Source organism: Nostoc sp. FACHB-280, from assembly GCF_014697615.1.
Classification (GTDB): Bacteria; Cyanobacteriota; Cyanobacteriia; order Cyanobacteriales; family Nostocaceae; genus Nostoc_B.
On sequence record NZ_JACJSD010000011.1, the window covers coordinates 71028 to 87887 of the forward strand.

The window sequence follows — 16860 nt, forward strand, 5'->3', positions numbered from 1 at the left end:
GGCTTCCCGCAGGGTAGGCACAAATGACTATTTTTTTGTGAACAATCAACTTCTCAGCGTCCTCTTGCTTGATAGATAGTGTTTCTCAATTCGGCTAATGAATCATCATCGGCTAAACTTCCTGCTTGTTGGAGAATAATATCTCGACTACTTTGAGAATGTAGCCAGTCATCAATCGCCACCTTTAGAAATCTCCAGTCATCTGCAATCTTGCGCCCTGGAATATTCCCAAGAGCAGCTTGATGCAAAACTGTTTCAATGGGTAGTCGGAGATATGCTGAGGTTTCTTCCAGGGTGAGAACATCTGGGAGTGTGACTTGCTCCATAACCTTATTCTCCAGTTTCCGGTGAGTTTAGCCAATGACCAAATTCTTCTAGAAAGGAATCGTTTAATATTGCTTGGCGAATCTTCTGGGTGAACCGAATCAGTTCGGTGATATTGTGAATGCTGAGTAAAGTGTAAGCTAAAATTTCTTGCGATCGCACCAAATGAGAAATATACGCCCGACTAAAATTTTGACACGCATAACAAGGGCAAGTTTCATCTAATGGTGCAAAATCTTCACGGAACTTAGCATTTTTTAAATTCCAGCGTTCACCTTTGACCATTGCTGTACCATGTCTCGCCCAACGAGTCGGGATGACGCAATCAAATAAATCTACACCAGAAGCGATCGCGATCGCCATTTCTCGGTAAGTCCCCACACCCATCAAATAACGGGGCTTTTCTGGTGGTAATAATGGTGCAGTAGCTTGGACAATTTGAGCCATTAATTCTGCGGGTTCGCCCACACTCACACCACCAATAGCATATCCAGGCAAATCTAATTTAGCCAACTCTACAGCCGCTTGGGAACGCAAATCTAAATACACGCCCCCTTGCACAATTCCAAATAATGCCTGATCTTGACGTTTATGGGCGACTATACAACGTTCTAGCCAACGGTAAGTCCTTTGAGTAGCCGTTTCTACCTCTTGGCGAGTGGCGGGGTAAGGCGGACATTCATCAAATGCCATAATCACATCCGCCCCTAAAGTATTCTGAATCTCTATGGAACGTTCTGGTGTTAAATTGATAATCTGCCCATCGTGAGGCGACCGGAATGTTACACCCTCTTCCGTAATTTTCCGCATCTCACTCAAGCTGAATACTTGAAACCCACCAGAATCAGTGAGCATCGGCCCATCCCAGCCCATAAACTTATGCAAGCCACCACCGCCTGCGACAATTGCTTCCCCTGGTTGCAAATGCAAGTGATAAGTATTAGATAAGACCATCTGTGCGCCAGTATCTTTCAACTGGGCAGGTGTGACTGTTTTGACATTAGCTAATGTCCCCACAGGCATAAATCTGGGGGTTTCCACAGCACCGTGCGGCGTTAAGAATATCCCGGCTCTGGCTTTTGTTTGACTACAACGAGCTAAGGATTGAAAAGAAAAATTATCGCTCAAAGTAAAAATTAGATAACTATACTAAGTGATTGTCATTTGTCCTTGGTTATAGCAATTATTAATCGTCTTGGTTTATGTGAGCGCAAAACTTTGTGCCTCTACTAATAACAGATGACAAATGACAGATGACAATTCTAAAACGAATCAGTGCAGTCATCATCCATTTCTGCATCCCATTTAGCAGAGAGTACTTGTTCCATCATGGCTTCGATGGCGCTGACATTAAAGGTTTTCTCTCGACGCTCTTGGATAGGGGTAGTGAGGGGTATTAAGCGCAGACACATTCCTTCTTGCATCAAATCAAAGCAAGTTTCTTGTTGGGATAACTGCTTTAATTCAATATAATCAAAACTATACACGTTTAAATAAAGCGCACTGTTAGCTACTAAAGTAGAACGCTGGGGATTTGCAAAAACTTCTATGACATCTCCTTCACCCTCGCTGACTACCTGCTCTCCGTGGGTGTACATATAGTGAACTCGACCTAAATCAGAAAGTAATCGCCGCATGTCGAGTTTATTCACAATCACGCCCGTGTCAACAATGCACGGAGCCGGTATCCTGGTATCGGGTAGATGATGACTCATAGGAAATTTAAAGAGAGGAAAAAGATGAGAACGCAGCTAAAAAAAACTTAAATTAATAGCTTAATTAGTTCCCTACATTTAAAAAATATCAATTTTGTGGTGCGATCGCTTCAATACTCTCGATCTAATTTGTAAGCTAATGAATACACAAAATTCCGCACTAGCTTTACGTTGTTAAATTTATTTTTTTATGTTATCATTGCAAGCCAAAAAATTTAGCTTAACGAGTCCAGCATAACAAAATTTTTCAGATGAGTCTGTAAACTAATAGCTATCTTATCCAAAGCTTTAAACTTATTTACTAGTGGTTGTACCACAGTAATCAATATTATCCCTGAAATATTTCTGAATAAAAGTAACTAAAATGACAAAAACTTTTCAGTGGTGTAAAACATTACTGTATAACTTAATAGCTAGTGCCATATTTTATAGTACTGTGCCTTTTCCTAACATTAATGGCTTAGATTTTCAGGAGGTATCTCGCTTTGCACCACTAGTAGGATTAGTAATTGGAGGAATTTTAGGTCTATTTGACACTGGTATGAGTTATTTGAGTCTTCCAGTATTAACTCGCACTGCTTTAGTTATTTGTGCTGGGATTGCTTTGACTGGAGGATTACACTTAGATGGTGCAATGGATACATCGGATGGTTTAGCAGTAGGCAATCCCGAAAGGCGGTTGGAAGTAATGACAGATAGTGCCACTGGTGCGTTTGGGGCAATGACAGCGATCGCCATAGTATTATTAAAAACCGTAGCCTTAACAGAAATTGAAACTCACCGTTGGTTAATCTTAATGGCAGCTTGCGGTTGGGGAAGGTGGGGACAACAACTAGCAATCTGGCGATATCCTTACCTTAAACCCACTGGTAAAGGTGCATTTCACAAAGCAGCCATTCGTTCCTATAAAGATGTGATTCCGGGATTGCTGTTACTGTTGAGTATGAGTGGTTTACTGTGGTTGATAGATAGCCAAAACCTATTTCTCCCACTCACAATGATACTAGCTGGCAGTGCGATCGCCTTTCTCACAGGTCTATGGTTTAATCACAAATTAGGCGGACACACAGGCGATACCTACGGCGCAGTCGTTGAGTGGACAGAAGCCTTATTTCTCTGTGTGTTAACCGGTTTTTAGAGAGAAAGAGGCAATCTAACTACTCAGCACTTTACTTAATTGGTTGCAATTTTGTCACCTTCAGTTTAAAGTTTCCCACGCCAGTTTCCCCAAAAGAGCGAACGCGGATAATATATATTCCTGTTTCGTTGATGCGGGTAAATAACAGGGAGTTACTTGTACCATCGGGGCCATCATCATTTTCTGCCACCGTTGAACCATCTGGGGCTAACAGCGTAATAATGCAGTCAAAATTTTCGGAAGATAAATCAACTGCCAGGTTATCACCTTTATTCAATTTAACTGTATAGTCACGGGCGAATCCACCCTGTCCTGTGGGTATATCTTTTTCCGAGAGTGTATCGGAAAGTTCTGTCAAATTAGTTAACGGAATTGGACTGTACAACTTGCTTTGGGCGAATGCTGTTGTTGCACTGATACTAATTGTCAGAAAAATCGTAGGAACAGTGATGAATTTTTTAAAACTTGCTGCAAAAGCTTTACTCATAATTTCGGGCTGTGTTGCCATACACAAGGTATTCGCTTAATTATAGATTTGTCAGATATAACTCGCCTATGAACTAGTATGTTGGTCTTTGATAGCGATCGCAACCGCCGCTAACCCCAACACTGTAATTCCCGACTGGCGAAGTGTTTGTACGGCAGATTTGGTAGTTGCACCAGTAGTGTAAATATCATCGATTAACAACACTGGAGTACTGGGACAGTGACGGCGAAATTCTTTACCGACAGCAAAGGCTTCAGCTAAGTTTTTTTCGCGTTCAGATACCGATAGCCCAAACTGCGCTTGAGTTTCTCGCACCCTTTCTAAACCATTTAGATTTAATTTTAACTTAGTTGTCTGACAGAAACTTTCGGCGATTAACGCAGCTTGATTATAACCACGTTGCTTTTGCTTTTGCGGGTGCATGGGTATAGGTATAACCAACAGTTGGTTATGACGTTGAGGTGAGTTTAATAACCATGCCTCACCTAACCATGTACCTAAGATACGGGCAATATTTGGTTGGTTTTCATATTTCATTACTGCGATCGCTCTTTTGAGGCTACCACCATACGCACCCCACCCAAATATCGGTATTTCACCTTGCCATGATGCACTAGGGTTTTTTTGACCGCAGTTGTGTAACTGTCTAGCACAGTATACACACAAAGTATTAGCTGTACTTCGCTGACACAAAGGACAATGGGACTGTAAAAACAGGTTCAGAAAATCTTGAAAATGATTCTGCCAACTGGCCATGAAAATTAGTCTAGATATTTCACATATACACGATCGCAACGTGCAGTTTCCACACCCGTTTCTGGTTGATAACCATTACTTTCGTATAACTTCACGGCTTCTACTAATATGCTGGCTGTTTCAATCCAAATTTGCTGAAAACCACGATTAGCGATCGCTGCTTCTAGTTGTTGTAACAAATATTTCCCCAAACCGATACCGCGGACACTTGGTAAAAGATACATTTTGCGGATTTCTACAGCTTTTTTTCCACGGTTTATGGGGTAATATGCCCCAGTACCCACTATCTGGCTTTGGTGTTCAATTACCCAAAATTCACCGCCTGTTGCTAAGTAATATTCCTCAACTTGCAATACATCTCGGTCGGCAGCGTTGGGTTCCCAACCCAACCCGTATTCTGATAATACATAACTGATGACTGCGGCCGCCCTGGTGCGATCGCCCTTTTCCCAGTTACGAATTAAGAAATCTCGATAATGTTCTCTCATTCCGATATGTGGGTTAGGTTGAACAGAAAAATTTTCTGGATATATACCCAATTTACCCACTAGATAGCTATTCTGTCCGAAATAATCTCAGGGTTTACTCTTAAATTTACCAGGACTGACGCACAAAGATGGTCGTTAAGTTAAATAGTCAGACGAAAAAGCAAGGGTTTGGGCAAAGTTATGGAGGTGTAGATGTTCACCCTGACACACTCTACACCCTCACACGCATTCTTAACAAATAACCTTTGTGCGTCAGTCCTGCCTGTCAAACCTCAGACTTTTCGTATTTATGCCCTACTCCATTTTTCTCCTCTACTTCAGAAAAATGTCTGTTTTGCAGAACTTCTGTAGCTTTGTCTGCTGGCATTGGTTTATAGAAGAAGTAACCTTGGACATCCTCACAATTAATAGATTTTAAGAAATCTAGTTCTTCTTGCTTTTCTACACCTTCAGCCGTAAGTCTTAACCCTAAACTACGCCCCAAAGTTACAATTGCTTTAACGATATGAGCTACGCGGACATCTGTGGTTAGCTCTTGAATAAAGGAGCGATCAATTTTTAGGTTATGTAGTGGTAGAAGTTGCAGCCGTGAAAGTGAAGAGTGTCCGGTGCCGAAGTCATCAATGGAAAGATGAACCCCCATTAATTCTAATTTTTGTAAAACATTTCTGGTAAATTCTAAATCGGCGATCGCTGTTGATTCGGTAATTTCCAACTCCAGAAAATGTGGCTCTAATCCTGTCTCCGCTAGAATTTTAGCCACATCTTCTACCAGCGTAGCTTGCCGAAACTGTTTAGGTGAAAGATTTACAGCCACCGTCAAAGGCGGCAAACCTGCTGCTTGCCAGGCTTTATTTTGTATACAAGCTGTGCGTAATACCCACGTACCAATTGGTATAATTAATCCACTTTCTTCAGCCAAGGGGATAAATATATTTGGTGCAACTAGTCCCATCTCTGGGTTTTTCCAGCGCACCAAAGCCTCCATACCAGTAATTTTGCCAGTAACAATGTTGACACGAGGCTGATAATATACCGTCAATTCTTGTCTGTCTACGGCATAACGCAAACTTTTCTCTAAATTGAGCAGTTCTGGAGTTTTGGCACTGAGAGTAGTGGTATAAAACTGATAATTATTTCTGCCTTCATCCTTGGCATAATATAGCGCCGCATCTGCATGTTGAATTAAGGTTTCCACATCATGGCTATGTGCATCAAAAACAGATATACCGATACTCGCACTGATATAAAGTTCATGGCCATCAAGACAGAAAATCTTTTCTAAGGTTTGTAGAATTTTTTGGGCTACTTGAGCGACTTCATCAAGGTAATTAATATGCGGCAGCAAAATTGTAAATTCGTCTCCTCCCCAACGAGCGACAGTATCTCCTTCTCTGAGAGATTCTTTGAGCCTTTGCGCCACCATTTGTAATAATCTGTCACCAATGGTATGCCCTAACGTATCATTAATCACTTTGAAGCGATCTAAATCCAGAAACAGTACTGCTAAACTCTCACGATTGCGTGTGGCGTTGGTTAAAGTTTTGGCCAAGATTTCATTAAAAAAGAAACGGTTGGGTAATCCTGTCAGCATATCGTGGAGTGCTTGGTAGCGGATTTTCTCTTCTACTTGTTGACGCTGCCAAGCACCACTAATACTAGCTGCCATTGTTAACAGTGTTGATTCCTCATGTCTTGACCATGTACGCTCATGAGTACAGTCGGCTAAACCAATACAACCCCAAAATTCATCTTCTAGGCGCAAGGGAACTAAAAGCAAGGATTTAATTTCATCTCTGGCCAATAGCTTTTGTTCTGCTACCGGAAATTCTTGGATACTACCACTAATAGATTTTCCACCAGAGAGTGTGGCATACCAACGTGCTAGTTCTGAAGCTTGATACAGCTGATTTTGCCAGTGAAAACGAGAAGCGGCCAAGTGAGTTCTTTTCCATGCAAATTGCAAGCTAAGAGCCATTTCGCCTGTATCTGAATGGTAATGGTTTTTAAATAAATAGGCACGATCTGCTTTGGCAGCTTCTCCCAGTACCGCCAAAGCCTTATCTATGCCAGTTTCGTAATTCATTTCCACTAGCAAATAGTTAGCAGCCTCGGCTACTGCTTGCAATAGGCGATCGCGTTGACGCAATTCTGCTTCTGCTTGCTTCTGTTCTGTAATATCCCTAACAATAAAAGTTCTAATTAAGTCGCTTTCAGGTAAGTAGTGAATAAATTGTTCAAATACTTCTTGATCAACCGTGATTTCACGGGAAAAAGAGTTTAGCTGGTGATCTTCCAAGGCATTAAGTAACCCCGTCAGTACAGGATGCTTGTTACCGATTTCTCGAATCTTGGGAAATTTCGCAGATGCTGCTGGATTGAGATAGGTGATTGTTCCCCCTAAATCCATCTCAATAATTGGGTTAGGGATGAGTTCTGGAAAGGATGCTAGGCGTGCTAGTGCAGTTTCACTGGCCGCCTCAAAGTTAGGATCAACAGCTAAGGTGGGAAAAGGATTGGCTGCATGAGCCTGCTCTAAGAGAAAATCTGATATGTTGTCAATATCAACGCTTTCGGAAAAAGCTTTTTCCGAAATATGAGAAATTGCATAGTATTTGGCTTGGACTTGATTATTGCCAAAGGCAATCACATCTCCATGCTGAAGATTATGGGAGACGCATTTCATTCCATTGACATATAAGCCATTAGTACTAGACTTACCTTTAAAGTTGCCATCAATAATCCGAAAACCATACTGGTCAGTTTCTGGAAGAGTCACACGCAGTAAAATGGCATGTTGTCTAGATACGGAACGCGATCGCAACACAATCGCATTTCGGGAATCTCGACCAATGGAATAAGTGGTTTCTTGTAGTGGGATGGTTCTTTGCCCTTGTAAGTCTTGGACGACCAACAGGTGACGTATTTTTTCCCACTCATTTCCTGGCATTGCTCTTCCTCAAAATCTCGTATCCTGGATTGAATGTTGAAAAATCTTACTTGTAGTCACTTGCTTTTTGTTGAATACTTTCTCAAGTATCTAGGATAAAACAAACGTATCCTATTTTACATAGTAAAAATACGTATTTTATTGAGTAAAACAAATTTACCTTACTTTAAGGTTGGAGTCGCCAGCTAGTTAAATTAAACTTATCGCAGTAATATACTTAGTAAAATCACTTAAATAGAAATTAAAGAATAATTGTCCTTTATTTTCTGAGCAAATAATTGTTTTCTTAACCATAACAAACTGATTCATCTTGACATACTTATCAGAGATTTGCCAGTTTAATTATTTTTCTCTTGAAAACCTCCCGCATAGTTAATTACACAGATGGTTTTATAGATTTTATGAGTTCCATAAGCAACACCACTAACTTTAAATGCAGAGTTAAAGATATTGGTGCGATGACCGCGTGATGGGACTCCATCATCGATAATTAATTGCATAACAATATCTTGGGCTGTATTTGGGCCGTAGCTGATATTTTCAGCCGCAGTCATCTGCCATTTACCATAGCGATTCAGGCGCTCAAAAGGACTGCTGGCATCACTACCATAATGACCTATAGTACCTTTATTACCTTGGTCTTTAACATGAGCTTTTGCCGCTAAAGACATTCCTTTAGATATGCTTAATGCTCCCACAGGAGTTGCTGTTTTCAGAAATGCGATCGCCTCATCAACAGCTTTACTTCCTTCTTGGGTAATTAAGTAAGAATTGGAGGACAATCTAACACGTTTACCCTGAAAATTTTTTCTATAATTTGTCAAAATTGGTATATATGATTGAGGATTTTGTCTAACTTTATTCGTCTCACTAATCACTTGTTGTTCTACAAGTGATAGATAATCTGACTTTGCCAGTAAATATATGCTAGATTTTTCCTCTAAAATTAAATCTGATTTTGCTAAAGATAAACTAGGTTTAAAGATTTGAGTATAACAAAAAGTAATTAAAATGCTGAGTATTAAGTACGATAATTTCATGTGTTTATTAATAACTGCATAGATTCTATATATAAAGTACTTTTTATGACCTGTCACCCTCAAAGATATCTAATAAGCTAAGTATAATAAATGATTGATATTACTGAGATGAAATTTTAATCACTGGTGTGGGAAAGCATTCGTGACAGTTCCTGCTGGGGAAACCTCTTTCTGTGAACTGCGATGTTCCCACTGCGCTAACATCACAACACTGGCTCCTCAGCACTCAGTAATTTGCCATCGTTTAAGGCTTACCTTGGATAATTCGGGAATTACGCCAAACTTACATCTGAGTTTGGCGGCAGTCTAATTGGCAAATCAGGTAAAGTAAAGATAAGTAAAGAAAGTGCTTAAATCATTAATGGCAGCTCTACCCTTACAAGAAATTTCTACTCAGTTAGAAAGTTCAAATTTACGCGATCGCATGGTTGCACTTGCCAGTCTGCGCGATGTCCCTGCTGAAGATGCAGTACCGTTAATTAAAAAAGTCTTAGATGACGATTCCCTACAACTGCGTTCTATGGCTATCTTTGCCTTGGGAGTCAAGCAAACTGACGAATGCTACGCTATTTTGGTCAGAATTTTGCAAACTGACCCAGATTATGGCATTCGTGCTGATGCGGCTGGTGCATTGGGCTATTTAGGTGATACCAGAGCATTTGAAGCATTAGCTAGGGCATTTTATGAAGATACTGATTGGCTAGTCCGCTTTAGTGCAGCTGTCGCTTTAGGCAATCTGAAAGATCCACGCGCCCGTCAAATTCTCTTACAGGCTTTGGATAGTAGTGAAGCGGTTTTACAAGAAGCCGCGATTTCTGCACTAGGCGAAATTGGCGACTTAGAAGCAGTTGATAGTATTCTCAAATTTGCTCAATCAGATGATTGGTTCGTTAGACAAAGACTGGCAGAAGCCCTAGGGAATCTTCCCACGCCTAAGAGTATCTCCGCTTTAAAATATTTAGAGAAAGATAGCCATCCTAACGTTGCCGAAGCAGCAAGAATCGGCCTCAAGCGAATTGAAGAAAAAGGCAAGCAAACATAAAATTTCCTTCTCCTGCTACCTTTTAATAATAAGAGGGACTTTTAGTATTTCGATGCAGGGTAATTTAATTCATGAATATTGAAGAGTTTTTTGAATTAAGTGCTGGTAAATGGTTTTCACACCGCACTAGCCATCACTTAGCATTTAAACAGTCTGAAGATGGCAAATCAGATATTGTAATTGAGATGTTGGCAGCAGATCATCCCGAAGTGATCAAACTGTGTCAACAGTACGAAGTGAACCCCAGTGAAGCTACCTGTGGTGCAAGAGTCACCTGGAACGGCACGATGGAATGGGATGAAGAAAAACACACAGGTTCAACGGTGCTAGTTACTGTACCCGATGCTGATAATCCCAGTGAAGGTAAATTACTGCGCGAGATGGGTTATGCCGAAAAAGCCCCTGTCGCCGGACGTTACAAGATGGGTAGTGATGACGCATTAACTTTAACCACAGAATACGAAACTATGTGGTCTGAAGAACGCCTGTGGTTTGCCAGTCCCAATCTAAGAATGCGCGTGAGTATTCTCAAACGTTTTGGGGGCTTTAGTATGGCTTCCTTTACTTCAGAAATTCGGATGGGTGGTGCTTCAGCTGCGGCAAAAGCAGCAGAAGTTAGTAATTCAGCTTCATAAAAAAGTAGAGACGTGTGATGTTGCACGTCTCTCTTTTTCTGACTGGAATCTCTATGAATGTCATATTTTTGATGAAAACCGAATTTTTAAGCCATAATTTTTACTTTTGGATCGCTCGCAATGCTTTCAGAGACAATCCATATTTTTGATTTTGTTCGTCAATAAAGTCTTCTAAACTCGAAAATTGTCCTCTTTCAAAATCATCAAGCCCGCATTGAATTCCCTTTAAAGCCTCAAAAAAATCAGGCTCTCCTAGACTAGCTATAGCAAATTAATACTTAATATCAGGTTAAATCCTTACATAGTCTGGGATTCAGGAGTAATAAAGTAAATTTTTATTAAATCATTGTTTTTATATTAGCGAAACCTTGTTATATCAATCATTTGAGCCATTTTTTAGTGTTAATTTATCAACCCAAGTCTGGGAGAGCCAAAAATCATTATCATCCAAACTCAGCCCCAAAGTCAGAACGGCGATCGCCATTTGCGAAATATCTTGTCCGTTGCTTTCAGCACGCTGTCTCAGCAGCGCCTCAATTTTCGGTGGCAAATCGAGTGTAATGGACATTGTTGATTTTTCTTCAGTGATAATGGTTTTATTATAGCGATTGCCTTCTTAAACTTGAGGAGCGAGCGCTCCTAGCGGGGTGGGCTACTATCAATTTAGTCAGTAGGTAATGATGTTTAAATTTGGAGTAAGTTAGCGATCGCCTGTGGTAATGGCAAAATAATGATAATTAATAAAGCCATTGCCATTAATCCCAAAATGTCGCGTCCATTATCCAATTCGCTGACATCATTTAATGCTGGTTCATCAACTAGTGGCATAAATAATAAAATTATTGCCCAAACAAAAAATTCTGACTGTACCAAAGACAGTAATAGCAGTAACAACCGCGCTATTTGACCAATCATCATAGCGGTGCGTTGCCCAAACATTGCATGAACAATGTGACCGCCGTCAAGTTGTCCCACAGGCATTAAATTTAAGGCTGTGACAATTAATCCTAAAAAACCAGCCACGGCCAAAGGATGTAAATCAATAGCAGACTTAGCAGTGAGTTGACTGCCTAATGCTAACTTGGCAAGCAATGCTAATAAAATAGAATATTTCGGATTCAGAGCATCAGGATTGAGAATACCCATTTTTTCACTTATTGGGACGATTTCAGAATGAGCTAAACCCCAAATTAAAATCGGTAAGGTTGCGATAAATCCGGCAATTGGCCCAGCAATACTGACATCAAATAAAGCTTTTCGGTTAGGAATTGGACTACGCATTTGAATAAATGCACCAAAAGTCCCCAAGAAGAAAGGCATGGGGATAAAATATGGCAGAGTTGAGCGAATTCTGTAGAACTTAGCCGTCAAGTAATGACCCAGTTCGTGAATGCCTAAAATCGTGATTAACCCCAAGGAATATGGCAATCCTTCTAGTAAACTATAGGGGTTAGATTGTAATGTTGTTAGTTCAACCCCAGATATTCTAGCTCCCACAAATGTGGTCGTGAAAAGAGTTGTAATTAATAGTAAAAGTGCCAATCCTGGCCTAGTTAATTTTTCGGTTTTGTTTTGATTAACTGCTGAAGCAGCTTGTGAGTTAGGCACTAAGACAAAAAAGGGCTTACCATTTATGCCTTCTTGAAAGATGAGCAAAAAGCGATCGCCAAATTGTGATTCGACGTTAGCCTTAATCCGCTGGTACGCTTGCTGTGGTGTAGTTCGTAACTGTCCACGACAGATAATCGCTTGGGGTCGATACTCAAGATTTTGAATATAGTATACAGACCAGGGAAAACAATTTCGCAGCTGGCTTTCTTCGGTAGGTTCAATGGGACGCACTGGTACTGGTTCTGCGGTAGGATGGATAACCGATTCTGGTTTGGGAGTTTGGGGTTCAGTTTGCTTGTCTGTTGACGCTGTTCGTCCCCATTGAAATAACAGCCAGTATAACAAAAGGCAAACAATAGAAGAACCGAGAATCAGTGATGGTGGCGGCGGTTGTTTAATGCCATATCTGGCTGTCCATCCAGTCAACAGTAATGCTGGTGTCATTAACACTAGCCATAACAACCAAACAGGTGTATGTGTAATGCCAATCGCACTGCGTTGCACCATCAAATAAGTAGCTATTCCTAGGAGGAGGAGAAACCAAAAAGTCATGTTTTCTTTAATAATTTGGAAAAATATCCCGCCAGTAGTGTCAGCACCACAGTCATCACTACAAAGCAGAATCTCAAACCCCAATTTTTAACAATAGTTAACTATTAAGGCAGAATTTTCTTAGTAACAATTTGTTCAATCATGACCACAGATGAATAGCACAAAAGCTAATAAAACCACTGTTGGACAATCTCAAGCTGAAAATTGGATCAGCAGTTCAACTCTGTGATTAAATTTTTACCACTCCTCATTTTCGTATAGTTTTTCTCATGGGTTCCTTACCTCAACCACCCGGTCATCATGCTAAAGCACCACGGCCTGTACTTGAAAGCATTTTTGCTTTTGTGCCAAATCGGGACACATTAGGAGGAACCTCCTATTTCATTGTAAGAAATGAAGGGAATATCCTCATCGATTGTCCAGCGTTAGAACAAATAAATCTGGATTTTTTGCGATCGCATGGGGGTGTACGCTGGCTAGTGATTACCCACCGTGGTGCCATTGGCAAAACCCCAGAACTCCAGCAAGCTTTGGGTTGTGAGGTGATCATTCAAGAACAAGAAGCGTATTTATTACCTAATTTAAACGTTACGACCTTTACCCAAGAAATTATTCTTACTTCCACAACCCAAATTATTTGGACACCAGGACATTCCCCTGGTTCCGCTTGCCTTTATGACAGCACATTCGGCGGTGTTTTATTTTCTGGTCGGCATTTATTACCCAATCAACAAGGTGAACCAGTACCATTACGCACCGCTAAAACCTTTCACTGGCCTCGACAAATTAAAAATGTTCAATCTTTACTAAAATGCTTTACCCCAGACACCCTTGAGTATATTTGTCCGGGTGCGAATACAGGTTTTCTGAGAGGTAAGCGTGTAATAGACCAAGCATACCAGCGTTTAGCAGCCTTGGATTTCTCCGACTTGTTGCAGGTACAACCGATTTTATAAGGGAGTAGGAAGTGGTGTGTGGGGAGTAGGAAGGAGAAAGTTTTTGCTCAAAGGCTGAGTAAAAACTTTCATGTTAACTTTTTCTCTCTTATCTCCCTTATCTCCCTTGTCTCCCTTGTCTCCCTTCTCCCATTTCCAGGCAGATTGTAAAAAACCTAAATTCTTTCTCTACTCCCTACTCCCCACAACTAAAGGATTCTGTGCCAATATCTCGACTGCGGCTTGATATTGGGAATCTGCTTCTGTGGCGAGTTGATCGCGGGTAATGGGTTGTTGGGTAACTATTTTATCTGGCTTAATTCCAAGTTTATTAATATCTCGATGTTGGGGAGTTTCATATTTAGCAATTGTGACTGCTAAACCAGAACCATCTGACAGTTCAAATAAAGATTGAATTAAGCCTTTACCAAATGTAGTTTCGCCTACTAATTGGGCGCGGCCATTATCTTGCAATGCGCCAGCCAGAATTTCACTAGCACTAGCAGTTCCTTGATTGACGAGAATTACTAAGGGGTCTTTTGTGAGTGCTGGGCCAAAGGCTTCAAAACTGCCTTGAATACCTTGACGATTCACCGTGTAGACAATGGTGCCAGAATCTAACCACAGCCGGGCAATTTCCACGCCAGCCTGTAAAAGTCCCCCTGGATTATTGCGTAAATCTAAAATATAGGCAGCAGCGCCTTTTTTCTCTAGACTATTAATAGCATGTGCCAACTCTGTAGAGGCATTGGCGTTAAATTGAGTCAGACGAAGATAGCCAATGGATGTGCCTTGAGAAGAAGTACGCAATTTGGCAATAACTGGGTTAAGTTCAATGCGATCGCGCACAATACTAACTTCTCGCTGTGCTTCGCCATCACGCTCAATCAACAGCGTTACTAAACTGCCAATAGGGCCGCGCATCCTGGCTGCTGCTTCATCCAAGGTTAAATTCTCTGTGGAAAATCCTTCAATTTTGAGAATGCGATCGCGCGGTCTAATGCCGGCTTTCTCGGCTGGTGAACCTTCAATCGGCGAAACCACCTCTAATTGACCTGTTTGGGGATTGAGGGCGATTTGCAACCCAACTCCAGTTAATTCTCCAGAAGTATTAACCTGCAAGCTACGGTACTGTTCTGGATCTAAAAAACGGGTAAAAGGATCATCTAAACTCTTGAGCATGGATTGAATCGCCGTGTAAGCAGCTTCTTTGTTAGTCAAAGGCTTCTCTAAGGCTTTTTGTCTAACGGTCGCCCAGTTTTGATGATTAAATGTGTCGTCTAAATAAGTGCGATTGACAATGCGCCAAACTTCTGAAACTAGCTTTTGTTCACCGGTCAATGCTGTTGCACCTGGGATAACCCCGCCAATCGCCAAACAAAATGCCAAAAATAGTGACAAAACCACCCGAAAAACGTACTTTTCCATGAACCCCATTCTCAATTCCACCTGAACCCAAATTGTATCGAACTGCCCAGTTCTCTCGTTGTTGATGAAATCTATCTCTCGACTATGTTACTTTTTTTATAGAAGTAGTGCATTGCTCTCATCAAATTGTTAAGGCAATCTATGAGTACACAAGGCACTCTACAAACGATAAAATCTACTTTGGAACTGGCATTTTAAGTGTTTGGTTGCAAAGAGAACGCCATATATTTCATATTTACAGAGTGTTAAGTTGCTGAAAACGCTCATCACTCTGAAAGCAAAAAAACCAAACAAACAACCTTTTTGTGAAAATCCCAAAATTGCCAATTGGGAGATTTATCAACCGCAACCGATTTTTTAGGAACTTGAGATTGTATGGCCAACGTTTACGACTGGTTTGAGGAACGCTTGGAAATTCAGGCGCTTGCTGAAGACGTAACAAGCAAGTACGTACCTCCCCACGTCAACATCTTTTACTGTCTAGGTGGAATTACTCTCGTCTGCTTTCTCATCCAGTTTGCTACTGGATTTGCCATGACGTTCTACTACAGACCAACAGTTACAGAAGCTTATGCTTCTGTACAGTACATCATGAACGAAGTAAACTTCGGTTGGCTGATTCGCTCCATCCACCGTTGGTCTGCCAGCATGATGGTGTTAATGATGATTCTGCACGTTTTCCGGGTTTACTTGACTGGTGGTTTTAAAAAGCCCCGTGAATTAACCTGGGTAAGTGGTGTCATCATGGCTGTGATCACCGTTTCCTTTGGAGTGACTGGCTACTCTTTGCCTTGGGATCAGGTAGGGTACTGGGCTGTGAAAATCGTGAGTGGTGTACCAGAAGCGATTCCTGTTGTTGGGACATTGATTTCTGATTTGTTGCGCGGTGGTTCTAGTGTTGGTCAAGGAACATTAACTCGTTACTACAGCGCCCACACCTTTGTTCTACCTTGGCTAATTGCAGTCTTCATGCTGTTCCACTTCTTGATGATTCGCAAACAAGGCATTTCCGGGCCTTTGTAATTTCATTGTTGGTTCAGCCAAAATGTGAACAGGCATTAGCTATTTCCAGACAAATTTGTTTGTTTTAAACTGATGAACAATTAGATATGGCACATCAGCAAAAAATCACAGACAGTTTGACTAAGAAATAATGGCTATTCCCCTGTCTGACAAGACTGGGGTAGCCTCAAAGCAAATGGCTAACATCAATGCCTTAACTGAAATTCAGCAGGAGAACGCATTTAAAAATGGCAACACAGAAAAAACCCGATCTGAGCGATCCTATCTTAAGAGCCAAGCTCGCTAAGGGAATGGGTCACAACTATTATGGTGAACCCGCTTGGCCCAATGACCTACTTTATGTATTCCCAATTGTAATCATGGGATCTTTCGCTTGTATTGTGGCTCTAGCTGTACTAGATCCAGCAATGACAGGTGAACCAGCAGATCCTTTCGCTACACCATTGGAAATTCTGCCAGAGTGGTACTTGTACCCTGTATTCCAAATTTTGCGATCGCTTCCTAACAAATTGTTGGGAGTTCTCGCAATGGCTTCCGTACCCCTGGGACTAATTCTGGTTCCCTTTATTGAGAACGTGAATAAGTTCCAAAACCCCTTCCGTCGTCCAGTTGCAACTACAGTATTTCTGTTTGGCACTTTGGTAACTTTGTGGTTGGGTATTGGCGCAGCTTTACCTTTAGACAAATCCTTGACCTTGGGACTTTTCTAAATTAGATTAGTTACCAAAAATTGCTT

General features: G+C 41.1%; 18 protein-coding genes. 7 read left to right on the plus strand and 11 right to left on the minus strand.

From position 1 onward, the window contains the following. Nucleotides 1-53 precede the first annotated feature (53 nt). From H6G75_RS10530 to H6G75_RS10540, 3 genes are all read right to left on the minus strand, one after another. Complete coding sequence (locus H6G75_RS10530) at nucleotides 54-326, minus strand: helix-turn-helix domain-containing protein (protein WP_190979892.1); 273 nt, start codon at nucleotides 324-326, stop codon at nucleotides 54-56. A gap of 4 nt (nucleotides 327-330) precedes the next feature. Further along, the gene (gene tgt, locus H6G75_RS10535) at nucleotides 331-1452 is read right to left on the minus strand and encodes a tRNA guanosine(34) transglycosylase Tgt (protein WP_190979893.1); all 1122 of its coding nucleotides are present in this window, start codon (nucleotides 1450-1452) and stop codon (nucleotides 331-333) included. 134 nt (nucleotides 1453-1586) lie between these two features. After that, a complete protein-coding gene (locus tag H6G75_RS10540; protein ID WP_190979894.1) occupies nucleotides 1587-2039 on the minus strand; it encodes a hypothetical protein in 453 nt (150 codons plus the stop codon). Nucleotides 2040-2403: 364 nt separating this feature from the next. Here H6G75_RS10540 and cobS point away from each other — a divergent pair, with 364 nt between their 5' ends. After that, nucleotides 2404-3177 carry an adenosylcobinamide-GDP ribazoletransferase gene (gene cobS / locus H6G75_RS10545; protein ID WP_190979895.1) on the plus strand — a complete coding sequence of 258 codons (774 nt, stop codon included), beginning with the start codon at nucleotides 2404-2406 and terminating at the stop codon, nucleotides 3175-3177. A 31-nt stretch (nucleotides 3178-3208) separates the two neighbouring features. On the opposite strand, the gene H6G75_RS10550 is transcribed toward cobS, so the two are convergent. The 5 genes from H6G75_RS10550 to H6G75_RS10570 form a co-directional block, all read right to left on the minus strand. Next, nucleotides 3209-3664 carry a PPC domain-containing protein gene (locus H6G75_RS10550; RefSeq protein WP_190979982.1) on the minus strand — a complete coding sequence of 152 codons (456 nt, stop codon included), beginning with the start codon at nucleotides 3662-3664 and terminating at the stop codon, nucleotides 3209-3211. A 66-nt stretch (nucleotides 3665-3730) separates the two neighbouring features. After that, nucleotides 3731-4420, minus strand: a complete 690-nt coding sequence (locus H6G75_RS10555; RefSeq protein WP_190979896.1) for a ComF family protein — start codon at nucleotides 4418-4420, stop codon at nucleotides 3731-3733. Nucleotides 4421-4425: 5 nt separating this feature from the next. Further along, the gene (locus H6G75_RS10560; RefSeq protein ID WP_190979897.1) at nucleotides 4426-4908 is read right to left on the minus strand and encodes a GNAT family N-acetyltransferase; all 483 of its coding nucleotides are present in this window, start codon (nucleotides 4906-4908) and stop codon (nucleotides 4426-4428) included. A gap of 265 nt (nucleotides 4909-5173) precedes the next feature. After that, entirely contained in the window at nucleotides 5174-7858 is a 2685-nt protein-coding gene (locus H6G75_RS10565) for an EAL domain-containing protein (RefSeq protein ID WP_190979898.1), read from the minus strand. A gap of 338 nt (nucleotides 7859-8196) precedes the next feature. Further along, entirely contained in the window at nucleotides 8197-8898 is a 702-nt protein-coding gene (locus tag H6G75_RS10570) for a CAP domain-containing protein (protein ID WP_190979899.1), read from the minus strand. A gap of 142 nt (nucleotides 8899-9040) precedes the next feature. Here H6G75_RS10570 and H6G75_RS10575 point away from each other — a divergent pair, with 142 nt between their 5' ends. The 3 genes from H6G75_RS10575 (at nucleotide 9041) to H6G75_RS10585 (ending at nucleotide 10575) form a co-directional block, all read left to right on the plus strand. Further along, a complete protein-coding gene (locus H6G75_RS10575) occupies nucleotides 9041-9208 on the plus strand; it encodes a hypothetical protein (RefSeq protein ID WP_190979900.1) in 168 nt (55 codons plus the stop codon). A gap of 51 nt (nucleotides 9209-9259) precedes the next feature. Then, nucleotides 9260-9940 (plus strand): HEAT repeat domain-containing protein, encoded by a 681-nt coding sequence (locus tag H6G75_RS10580; protein ID WP_190979901.1) that lies wholly within the window; start codon nucleotides 9260-9262, stop codon nucleotides 9938-9940. 71 nt (nucleotides 9941-10011) lie between these two features. After that, entirely contained in the window at nucleotides 10012-10575 is a 564-nt protein-coding gene (locus H6G75_RS10585) for a phycobiliprotein lyase (protein ID WP_190979902.1), read from the plus strand. A 376-nt stretch (nucleotides 10576-10951) separates the two neighbouring features. Here the strand turns inward: H6G75_RS10585 and H6G75_RS10590 are convergent, their stop codons facing one another. Together H6G75_RS10590 and H6G75_RS10595 are read right to left on the minus strand one after the other, a co-directional pair. Continuing rightward, entirely contained in the window at nucleotides 10952-11143 is a 192-nt protein-coding gene (locus H6G75_RS10590; protein WP_190979989.1) for a hypothetical protein, read from the minus strand. 116 nt (nucleotides 11144-11259) lie between these two features. Next, entirely contained in the window at nucleotides 11260-12738 is a 1479-nt protein-coding gene (locus tag H6G75_RS10595) for a site-2 protease family protein (RefSeq protein ID WP_190979903.1), read from the minus strand. A gap of 269 nt (nucleotides 12739-13007) precedes the next feature. On the opposite strand from H6G75_RS10595, the gene H6G75_RS10600 reads away from it, so the two are divergent. Further along, a complete protein-coding gene (locus H6G75_RS10600; RefSeq protein WP_190979904.1) occupies nucleotides 13008-13694 on the plus strand; it encodes an MBL fold metallo-hydrolase in 687 nt (228 codons plus the stop codon). A 168-nt stretch (nucleotides 13695-13862) separates the two neighbouring features. On the opposite strand, the gene ctpA is transcribed toward H6G75_RS10600, so the two are convergent. Next, on the minus strand, nucleotides 13863-15110 hold the full coding sequence (gene ctpA, locus H6G75_RS10605; protein WP_190979905.1) for a carboxyl-terminal processing protease CtpA: 1248 nt from the start codon (nucleotides 15108-15110) through the stop codon (nucleotides 13863-13865). Nucleotides 15111-15476: 366 nt separating this feature from the next. On the opposite strand from ctpA, the gene petB reads away from it, so the two are divergent. Together petB and petD are read left to right on the plus strand one after the other, a co-directional pair. Further along, a complete protein-coding gene (gene petB / locus H6G75_RS10610) occupies nucleotides 15477-16124 on the plus strand; it encodes a cytochrome b6 (protein WP_062297765.1) in 648 nt (215 codons plus the stop codon). Between the two features lie 227 nt (nucleotides 16125-16351). After that, nucleotides 16352-16834, plus strand: a complete 483-nt coding sequence (petD, locus tag H6G75_RS10615; RefSeq protein ID WP_062297767.1) for a cytochrome b6-f complex subunit IV — start codon at nucleotides 16352-16354, stop codon at nucleotides 16832-16834. Nucleotides 16835-16860: the final 26 nt, after the last annotated feature.

Coding starts and splice junctions, on each gene's coding strand:
- H6G75_RS10530 (WP_190979892.1), bottom strand. CDS start 326: ATGGAGCAAGTCACACTCCCAGATGTTCTCACCCTGGAAGAAACCTCA.
- H6G75_RS10540 (WP_190979894.1), bottom strand. CDS start 2,039: ATGAGTCATCATCTACCCGATACCAGGATACCGGCTCCGTGCATTGTT.
- cobS (WP_190979895.1), top strand. CDS start 2,404: ATGACAAAAACTTTTCAGTGGTGTAAAACATTACTGTATAACTTAATA.
- H6G75_RS10550 (WP_190979982.1), bottom strand. CDS start 3,664: ATGAGTAAAGCTTTTGCAGCAAGTTTTAAAAAATTCATCACTGTTCCT.
- H6G75_RS10555 (WP_190979896.1), bottom strand. CDS start 4,420: ATGGCCAGTTGGCAGAATCATTTTCAAGATTTTCTGAACCTGTTTTTA.
- H6G75_RS10560 (WP_190979897.1), bottom strand. CDS start 4,908: ATGAGAGAACATTATCGAGATTTCTTAATTCGTAACTGGGAAAAGGGC.
- H6G75_RS10565 (WP_190979898.1), bottom strand. CDS start 7,858: ATGCCAGGAAATGAGTGGGAAAAAATACGTCACCTGTTGGTCGTCCAA.
- H6G75_RS10570 (WP_190979899.1), bottom strand. CDS start 8,898: ATGAAATTATCGTACTTAATACTCAGCATTTTAATTACTTTTTGTTAT.
- H6G75_RS10580 (WP_190979901.1), top strand. CDS start 9,260: ATGGCAGCTCTACCCTTACAAGAAATTTCTACTCAGTTAGAAAGTTCA.
- H6G75_RS10585 (WP_190979902.1), top strand. CDS start 10,012: ATGAATATTGAAGAGTTTTTTGAATTAAGTGCTGGTAAATGGTTTTCA.
- H6G75_RS10590 (WP_190979989.1), bottom strand. CDS start 11,143: ATGTCCATTACACTCGATTTGCCACCGAAAATTGAGGCGCTGCTGAGA.
- H6G75_RS10595 (WP_190979903.1), bottom strand. CDS start 12,738: ATGACTTTTTGGTTTCTCCTCCTCCTAGGAATAGCTACTTATTTGATG.
- H6G75_RS10600 (WP_190979904.1), top strand. CDS start 13,008: ATGGGTTCCTTACCTCAACCACCCGGTCATCATGCTAAAGCACCACGG.
- ctpA (WP_190979905.1), bottom strand. CDS start 15,110: ATGGGGTTCATGGAAAAGTACGTTTTTCGGGTGGTTTTGTCACTATTT.
- petB (WP_062297765.1), top strand. CDS start 15,477: ATGGCCAACGTTTACGACTGGTTTGAGGAACGCTTGGAAATTCAGGCG.
- petD (WP_062297767.1), top strand. CDS start 16,352: ATGGCAACACAGAAAAAACCCGATCTGAGCGATCCTATCTTAAGAGCC.